We start from the raw sequence: 8,031 nt of genomic DNA, 5'->3' as shown, positions 1-8,031 counted from the left end.
CGGCGCCGCAGCGCGCAGCGGAGCCCGGGGAAGGCAGTGGCGAGCCGGCTGCCGCACCGCAACCCGCCGCCCGCCGGCCGTCGGGTGGATCGGCGAGCGTGCAGCGTTGATGCCCTGCCGACAAATGCTGTCAGGAAGCCTTCCGCGTCTTGCTTGACGCGGCGTCATTTCCGCCGCACCCTCCGCACGCTTCCAATCGCCCAGAGAGGACCGGCCGTGCTGACCTTGATGAAGATCCTGCATTTCTTCGGCCTCATGCTCGGCGCCGCCGGCGGTATGGGCGGCATGATGGTCGCGATCCAGGCCAAGCGCTCCGGCGGCACGCCGGCCGCCGGCCTGATGGCGCTCAGGCCGCGCTTCACCATGATCACGCTGACGGGCGTCGCGCTTTTGTGGCTGACGGGGCTGTGGATGTGGCTGGTCAGCTATGACGGCGCCTTCCTGAGCGCCGCCTTCGTGGCCAAGCTTCTGGCCGCCGCCTTCATCCTGGCGGTCAGCGTCGCCGCCTTCGTGGCCGTGCGGCGGGCGCAGCCGGGCACGCCGCCGCCGGCGCTGCTGCAAAGGCTCGGGCCGCTGGCCGGCCTCGCCTCCTATCTCGCCGTCGCGCTTGCGGTCTACGTGTTCGGCTGAACCCGTTCAGCCCGCCACTTTGGAGAAATCGGCCACCCGGCCCGTCGCGCTGCGGATGCGGGCGAGCAGGCCGAGACGGTTGGCGCGCAGCGCCTCGTCCTCGGCGTTGACCATCACACCGTCGAGAACCGCGTCGACCGGCTGGCGAAGCTGCGCCAGGAAGGACAGTGCCTTCACATAATCATTGGCGGCGATCGCCTCGCCGGCGAAGCGCTCGGCTTCCTCCAGGCTGTCGAACAGGGCGCGCTCCTCGTCGGCCTCGAAGAGCGCGGCGTCGACCGCGCCGGCGATCCGCGTCCCCTTCTTCTCGGCATCGGCGACGATGTTCGCCGCCCGCTTGGTGCCGGCAAGAAGGTTCTCGCCGTCCGGCGTCGAAAGGAACTCCGACAACGCCTCGACCCGGCGCACGATCAAGAGAAGATCGTCGGACTCGTCCGAGATGACCGCATCGATCAGATCGTAGCGCGCGCCCTGATCGCGCAGGTAGACCTTGAGGCGATCGTGGAAGAAGGACAGGAGGTCGGCGTTCGCCCATTTCGAGAGGCCGAGCGTCACCTTGTTCTCGATCACGATCCGGATCACACCCAGTGCCGCGCGGCGCAGCGCGTAGGGATCCTTCGAGCCCGTCGGCTTTTCATCGATGGCCCAGAATCCCGTCAGCATGTCGAGCTTGTCGGCGAGCGCCACGGCGACGGAAACCGGGTCGGTCGGCACCGCATCGTTCGGCCCCTGCGGCTTGTAGTGGTCCTCGATGGCGGCGGCGACGGAAGGGGCCTCGCCCTGCAGCCCCGCATATTTGCGGCCCATGAAGCCCTGCAATTCGGGGAACTCGCCCACCACCTCGGTCTGCAGGTCCGCCTTTGCCAGATGCGCCGCGCGCACGGCCGCGGCCGGATCGGCACCGACCACTGGCGCCAGCTCCTTCGCCAGCGCGGCGATCCGCATCACGCGCTCCCCTTGCGTGCCGAGCCTGGCATGAAAGGTGACGCCCAGATGGTCGAGCCGCGCCATGCGCTGGTCGAGCGGCTTGGCCAGATCGAGATCGAGCTTCCTGGCCGAATCCTCGAGCCTGCCGAGATCGGGCAGGTCGGCCTGGTCGGTCTTCCAGAAATAGAGGGCGTCGGACAGGCGGGCGCGGACCACCTTGCCGTTGCCGCGGGCGATCTCCCGTCCGCCGTCGGTCGCCTCGATGTTGGCGGTGATGACGAAGCGGTTGGAAAGCTTCTCCGTCTCGCCCTGCGGGCGGCAGACGAAGCATTTCTGGTTGGCGCGGATGGTGAGGCGGATCACCTCCGGCGGGATCGACAGATAGTCTTCCTCGAATTCGCCGAGCAGCACCACCGGCCATTCGACCAGCCCGGACACCTCCTCCAGCAGCGCCTCGTCCTCGATGAGCTCCAGCCCGTTGGCGAAGGCGAGGTTGCGCGCGTCGTCGAGGATGATGCGCTTGCGGCGGTCGGGGTCGAGTACCACCCTGGCCGCCTCCAGCTTCTCAACGTAGTCCTCGAAGCGGCGCACGGTGATCGCCTGCGGCGCATGGAAGCGGTGGCCGTAGGTGACGTTGCCGGCGCGGATGCCGTCGATCTCGAAATCGACCACCACCGGTTCCTCGGTCTCGGGCCCGAAGGTGCACAGGATCGACTGCAGCGGGCGCACCCAGCGCAGGCTGCCGGGCCTTGCGGACGCCTTGCCCCAGCGCATGGATTTCGGCCACGGGAAACCGCGGATGATGCCGGGCATGATCTCGGCGACGATCTCCTCGGCGGCGCGGCCCTTCTTCTCGATCACCGCGACATAGAAGTCGCCCTTTTTCGGGTCCGACTGGACCTGCGCCTCGGAGATGGAGGCAAGCCCGGCGCCGCGCAGAAACCCTTCGATGGCCTTTTGCGGCGCGTCGGTGCGCGGCCCCTTGCGCTCCTCGCGCACGTCGCGCGAGCGGGCGGTGACGCCGCGGATGTCGAGCGCCAGCCGGCGCGGCGTCCAGTATTCGGTCGCCGCCTCGTAGGTCAGACCCGCCTCCACCAGACCATCGGTCACGAGCTTCTTCAGGTCGCCGGCGGCTTTGCGCTGCATGCGGGCGGGAATTTCTTCTGAGCGAAGTTCGACAAGCAGGTCGGGCATGGAGGGTCTCTGGATTCAGACTGGATGCGGCCCGGCAATAGCAACTCCGCCGGGCAATGTCACCCTTCCCGCCGCCCCTGCGCAGCCGCCGTTGCCAAACTTTTTCGCCGGCCTGTCGGGTGGACGCCCCGCGACACGTCCTTTGGGCGAACCAGCCATGAACCAAATACCGCGCTGAAGCGACCAATGCTTCAGACAGACAGCTTTTGCCCGGAACACGACCATGACGACCGCATCGACACTGCTCAATACTCTGGCGCTCAGCGCCTGCCTGACGATCCAGGCCGTGCCCGGCGCCGCCGAGAGCCCTTCCGGTATCCGGCGCGCCCTGCAGACGATGGACAGGTCGGTCTCGCACCTCATCCCTGAGATCCCGCCCACCCATGCCGCCGATGCGGCGGCAAGAGTTTCGCCCCTGGCATGACGGGAAGCGGTGAGGCCGGGGCCGCGCGGCAGATCGCCCCGCTCAGGCCGCCTCCACCTGCGTCATCCCACCGGCGTCCGTCAGCAGGAAGGCTTCCCCGCAGGCTTTCGCCAGGTCGCGCACGCGCAGGATGTAGCCCTGCCGCTCGGTGACCGAGATCACGCCACGCGCGTCGAGCAGGTTGAACACGTGGCTTGCCTTGATGCACTGGTCATAGGCCGGGAAGACGCATTTGTGCAGGCGCTGGTTGTCGCCGTCGCCCGGCGCACCGGCGGCCAGCAAGGCGCGGCACTCGGCCTCCGCGTCCTTGAAGTGCTGGAACAGGATGTCCGTGTCGGCATATTCGAAATTGAAGCGCGAATATTCCTGCTCGGCCTGCAGGAAGACGTCGCCATAGGTCACCTTGGCATCGCCCTCGAGGCCGTTGAAATTCAGGTCGTAGACGTTGTCGACACCCTGCACATACATCGCCAGGCGCTCGAGGCCATAGGTCAGTTCGCCCGAGACGGGTGCGCATTCGATGCCGCAGACCTGCTGGAAATAGGTGAACTGCGAGACCTCCATGCCGTCGCACCAGCATTCCCAGCCGAGCCCCCAGGCGCCGAGCGTCGGGCTCTCCCAGTCGTCCTCGACGAAGCGCACGTCATGCACCGCCATGTCGAGGCCGATCGCCTCGAGCGAGCCCAGATAGAGTTCCTGGAGGTTCGACGGGTTGGGCTTCAGGATGACCTGGTACTGGTAATAGTGCTGCAGCCGGTTCGGGTTTTCGCCGTAGCGCCCGTCCTTTGGCCGCCGCGAGGGCTGCACATAGGCGGCGTTCCACGGCCGCGGCCCGAGCGAACGCAGCGTCGTGGCCGGGTGAAACGTGCCGGCGCCCACCTCCATGTCGTAGGGCTGCAGGATGACGCAGCCATGCGAGGCCCAGTAGTTGTGCAGGGTCAGGATGAGCCCCTGGAACGAGCGGGTCGGATGGGTGACGGGCAGGCTTGTGCTGGGAGCGTTCACGGTGCTTCTCCGGGTCGATGCCGGCACGTCCTATTGCGCATGGCGGGAGGCGTCAAGGCGGGCGGCCGCAACCGCGCGTCCTACTCCGGAAGAACGATCTGCTGCCCGGCGCGCAAGAGGTCGGGATTGCGCCTCAGGAAAGGATTGAGCGACAGGATCTCGCGGAACCGCTCGCCGTCGCCCAACTGCTCCAGCGCGATCGACCACAGCGTGTCGCCAGGCCTGATGACATAGCTCGCCGTGTCGCCGACGGGCTTTTCGGGCTCAGCCGCCGGCGCTTCCCCGGTCTTCGGCCCGGTTTGCGGCGCGGCCTCTTCCCTGGCCGGGTCCTTTTCGGCCGGCGTCCCGCCGTCGGTCATTGTCGTGGTAGGGGTCTCCGCCTCGGCGAGCTTCTTCGGCTCGGCCTCCGGCAGGCCCTCCTTGAGCTTCCTCTCGACCTCGGCGAGAAGCTCGGGCTCGGGATCGAGGTCGCGGGCATGCGCCCACTGGAAGGTCGCCTCGAGCCGCCGCCCGACGCGCCAGTAGGCGTCGCCCAGATGGTCGTTCAGCACCGGATCGTCCGGCCGCAGCGAGACGGCGCGCTCCAGTTCGCTCTCCGCCTCCTCATAATTGCCCAGCCGGTAATGCGCCCAGCCCAAGGAATCGACGATGTAGCCGTCATTGGGACGCAGTTCGACCGCGCGGCTGATCAGCTCAAGCCCTTCCTTGAGCTTCATGTTCATGTCGACCCAGGAATATCCGAGGTAGTTGAGCACCTGCGGCTGGTCCGGGTAGAGTTCCAGCGCCTTGTGGAAATTGGGCTCCGCCTTGTCCCATTCCTTCAGCCGCTCATAGGCGATGCCGCGCTGGTAGAAGATCGAATAATCCTCGCGCTTCGGATCCTTGAGCCGCGCCGCCGCACGGTCATAGACTTCGGCCGCCGAACGGAAGTCCTTCTCGACGGCGTAGACGCGGCCGAGCGACAGATAGGCGCGCATGTCGTCGGGGTCTTTCTCGATCGCCGCCTGAAGATAGGTCGCGGCCTCCTTGTGGCGGTCGAGATCGGCAAGGTTCAGCCCGGTCTGCAGCTCCGCCAGGCGCCGCCAGGGCGAATCCTTTCCAATGCGCTCGTAATAGGCGATCGCCTTCTCCGGCTCGCTCTGCTGCTCGGCGACCGAGGCGAGCTGCACCAGCACGTCGTCATTGTCGGGGCTGAGCGCCAGCGCGTAATTGAGGTAGAGCTTGACGAACGGCTCACCGCCGCCGCGGTTCAAGGCCGTTGCGACGTTGAGCAGGATCTCGGCAGCGCCGTCGCGCACGCCGGCGACCGGCATCTCCACCTTGTCGCCCGACCGGATCTCGTCGCGCAGGATCAGGGTGGCGGCGCGCCCGGTGATGAATTTCTCGGCCTCGTCGAGGGCGGCGAGCGCCTTGTCCTTCTCGCCGCGCTCGGCGAGCCAGGCGGCATAGGTCTCCGCCGCCCGCATGAAGGTATCGGGGGCGGCGGACGCCGCGGTGGGCGCCTGTATCAGCGCGTCGAATTCCTTGCGCACGCGCTGCTCGTCGCCGTTCTGCATTGCCATCAGGCCACGATGGTAGCCGAGGAACAGGCCGTACCAGTCCGGCCCGTCAAGCGCATCGAGATCGGACAGCGCCTGCGCCGTCTCGCCCTGGCCCACCTTGGCCCAAGCCGTCATCACCGAGGTGATCAGCCTGTCGAGATCGGATTCCAGAACCAGCTTCAGCCAGTTCTCGGCGTCGGCATATTGCTCCTTGCGCAGCGCATCCACCGCCAGGCCGAGACGCGAGAAGCGCTCCACCTCGGGCACCGATTTCAACGCTTCGGCAAAGGGCAGCGCCTCGTCGAAGCGGCCCTCGGAGACCAGCGACAGAAGCAGGCTCTGGCGAATCGCCTGGTTGTCGGGCTGATAGGCCAGCGCGCGCGTGTAGAAGTCGATCGCACTACCGAGGTCGTTGTCTGCCTCGGCGGCGCGGGCCGCGAGGAAAGCGCCGGAGAAGGAGGTGACCGGGACGGGCGGCCGGTCGCCGCCCTTGGCGTCGGGGGTTTCCTTGGCGAAACCCGTCGTGGCCGACAGGGCAAGGAGCCCCGCAAGACCGGTCGCCATCAGCAGTTTCGACGTGTTGCGCCTTCTCATATGCCGTCCCGATGCATGCTCGTCCTCGTCTCTTCCTTCCCGCCCGGTCGGAGGACGGGTGGCGTTTGCGCCTTCCTCTCAGACAAGCATGGCCTTTTTGCGATGCCGCATCAATGCCGCTCTCAGGAGACGCGGCTGATGCAGAAATCGATGACGTCGAGCAGCGCGTCCTTCTGCGGCGTCTGCCGAAGCGGCGCCAGCGCGTCGCGGGCGATCTCGCCGAAATGGCGCGCCCGGCCGATCGTGTCGCCGATGGCACCGTGCTTGTTCATCAGGCCGATCGCCCGCTCCAGCGCCGCATCGTCGCACTGGGCGTCCTCGATGGCGCTGGTCCAGAAGGCCCGCTCCTCGGCGCTGCCGCGCCGGTAGGCGAGGATCACCGGCAGCGTCACCTTGCCTTCGCGGAAATCGTCGCCGACATTCTTGCCGAGGTCGCTGCTCTTGCCGCCATAGTCGAGCGCGTCATCCACGAGCTGGAAGGCGAGGCCGAGATTGGTGCCGTAGGAGCGCAGTGCCGCGCGGTCGTTGCGCGAGGCCTCGGCGATCACCGGTCCCACCTCCGCCGCCGCGGAGAACAGCGCCGCCGTCTTGGCCTTGATGACGGCAAGATAGTCGTCCTCGGTGGTCTCCAGGTTCTTGGCGACGCCGAGCTGCATCACCTCGCCCTCGGCAATCACGCAGGCGGCGCCCGAAAGGATGTCCAGCGCCTCGAGCGAGCCGACATCCACCATCATGCGGAACGCCTGACCGAGCAGGAAGTCGCCGACCAGCACGCTCGCCTGGTTGCCCCAGATCATGCGCGCCGTCTTGCGCCCGCGGCGCAGGTCGCTCTCATCCACCACATCGTCATGCAGCAGCGTCGCCGTGTGCATGAACTCGACGCTGGTGGCGAGCTTCACGTGGCCCTCGCCGGAATAGCCGAACATCTGCGCGGCGGCGAGCGTGACCATCGGGCGCAGGCGCTTGCCGCCGGAATCGATCAGGTGCTTGGCCAATTCGGGGATGAGATCCACATCCGAGCCCGCCTTCGACAGGATCAGCTCGTTGACGCGCGCCATCTCGGCCGCAGTCAGCTCCACCAGACTCGCAACCGACGCGGCCGCACGCTTGCCATCAAGATTCAACACAACACCCACCGATGGACCTCCATTCGCGGCCGGAGCGAAACCGGCTAACCTCGCGCGACTTTAGTGCCGCCCCGCCTGCACGGGCAAGCGGCGAATGCGCGCGGCAAAGCCCCGCCCCTTTCCACGAAGTCGTTTACAGCGCTTCGGCAAACTGTCAACGTCGCGCGCATGTTCGAACTCATCCGCACCAACGATCCCGTGCTCATCTCCTTCGTCGAAAGCCTCCTGCGCGACGCGGGCATCGGCTTTTTCGTCGCCGACCAGAACATGAGCATCCTCGAGGGCTCGCTCGGCATCCTGCCGCGCCGCGTCATGGTCGATGCCGCCGAGGCCGATCGTGCCCGGCAGCTCCTCAAGGATGCCGGCATCGCGCACGAAGGAACCCTGCCTTCCGACCATGACTGACCCCGCCGCCGGCCACTTCAGCGTCGATTCCTTTCACCGCGACGCCTTCCGCCTGGTGCAGCCGGCGCGCGGCGGGCATCGCTCGGGGATCGACGCCATGCTCGTCGCCGCCGCCCTGCCGGACGGGTTTGCCGGCGCGGTGGCCGACCTCGGGGCCGGCGCAGGGGCCGCCGGCTTCGCCGTC

Annotated in this window: 7 protein-coding genes and 1 pseudogene; 4 read left to right on the top strand and 4 right to left on the bottom strand. The window is 67.4% G+C overall.

Annotation, left to right across the window (positions count from 1 at the left end):
• Positions 1 to 216 precede the first annotated feature (216 nt).
• A complete protein-coding gene (locus NUU27_RS24110; RefSeq protein ID WP_257764846.1) occupies positions 217 to 630 on the top strand; it encodes a hypothetical protein in 414 nt (137 codons plus the stop codon).
• A 6-nt stretch (positions 631 to 636) separates the two neighbouring features.
• Here NUU27_RS24110 and glyS read toward each other — a convergent pair whose 3' ends face one another.
• Positions 637 to 2,751 carry a glycine--tRNA ligase subunit beta gene (gene glyS, locus NUU27_RS24105; protein ID WP_257764845.1) on the bottom strand — a complete coding sequence of 705 codons (2,115 nt, stop codon included), beginning with the start codon at positions 2,749 to 2,751 and terminating at the stop codon, positions 637 to 639.
• A 223-nt stretch (positions 2,752 to 2,974) separates the two neighbouring features.
• On the opposite strand from glyS, the gene NUU27_RS24100 reads away from it, so the two are divergent.
• Positions 2,975 to 3,175 carry a hypothetical protein gene (locus NUU27_RS24100; protein WP_257764844.1) on the top strand — a complete coding sequence of 67 codons (201 nt, stop codon included), beginning with the start codon at positions 2,975 to 2,977 and terminating at the stop codon, positions 3,173 to 3,175.
• A 42-nt stretch (positions 3,176 to 3,217) separates the two neighbouring features.
• Here NUU27_RS24100 and NUU27_RS24095 read toward each other — a convergent pair whose 3' ends face one another.
• From NUU27_RS24095 to NUU27_RS24085, 3 genes are all read right to left on the bottom strand, one after another.
• On the bottom strand, positions 3,218 to 4,180 hold the full coding sequence (locus NUU27_RS24095; RefSeq protein WP_257764843.1) for a glycine--tRNA ligase subunit alpha: 963 nt from the start codon (positions 4,178 to 4,180) through the stop codon (positions 3,218 to 3,220).
• 80 nt (positions 4,181 to 4,260) lie between these two features.
• The gene (locus tag NUU27_RS24090) at positions 4,261 to 6,315 is read right to left on the bottom strand and encodes a tetratricopeptide repeat protein (RefSeq protein WP_257764842.1); all 2,055 of its coding nucleotides are present in this window, start codon (positions 6,313 to 6,315) and stop codon (positions 4,261 to 4,263) included.
• A gap of 122 nt (positions 6,316 to 6,437) precedes the next feature.
• Positions 6,438 to 7,451 (bottom strand): polyprenyl synthetase family protein, encoded by a 1,014-nt coding sequence (locus NUU27_RS24085; protein ID WP_257764841.1) that lies wholly within the window; start codon positions 7,449 to 7,451, stop codon positions 6,438 to 6,440.
• Positions 7,452 to 7,610: 159 nt separating this feature from the next.
• Between NUU27_RS24085 and NUU27_RS24080 the strand changes: the two genes are divergently transcribed.
• Together NUU27_RS24080 and NUU27_RS24075 are read left to right on the top strand one after the other, a co-directional pair.
• Positions 7,611 to 7,847, top strand: a complete 237-nt coding sequence (locus NUU27_RS24080; protein ID WP_257764840.1) for a DUF2007 domain-containing protein — start codon at positions 7,611 to 7,613, stop codon at positions 7,845 to 7,847.
• Positions 7,840 to 8,031: pseudogene (locus tag NUU27_RS24075) on the top strand (methyltransferase); the annotation flags it as partial. The gene NUU27_RS24080 and the pseudogene NUU27_RS24075, both read left to right, overlap by 8 nt.

Origin of the sequence: Nitratireductor sp. ZSWI3 (assembly GCF_024655565.1) — a bacterium.
In the GTDB taxonomy this organism is placed as follows: Bacteria; Pseudomonadota; Alphaproteobacteria; order Rhizobiales; family Rhizobiaceae; genus Nitratireductor.
The sequence above is the reverse complement of the archived record's forward strand: the minus strand, read 5'-3'. Positions and strand labels throughout refer to the sequence as shown.

Coding starts and splice junctions, on each gene's coding strand:
- NUU27_RS24090 (WP_257764842.1), bottom strand. CDS start 6,315: ATGAGAAGGCGCAACACGTCGAAACTGCTGATGGCGACCGGTCTTGCG.
- NUU27_RS24080 (WP_257764840.1), top strand. CDS start 7,611: ATGTTCGAACTCATCCGCACCAACGATCCCGTGCTCATCTCCTTCGTC.
- glyS (WP_257764845.1), bottom strand. CDS start 2,751: ATGCCCGACCTGCTTGTCGAACTTCGCTCAGAAGAAATTCCCGCCCGC.
- NUU27_RS24100 (WP_257764844.1), top strand. CDS start 2,975: ATGACGACCGCATCGACACTGCTCAATACTCTGGCGCTCAGCGCCTGC.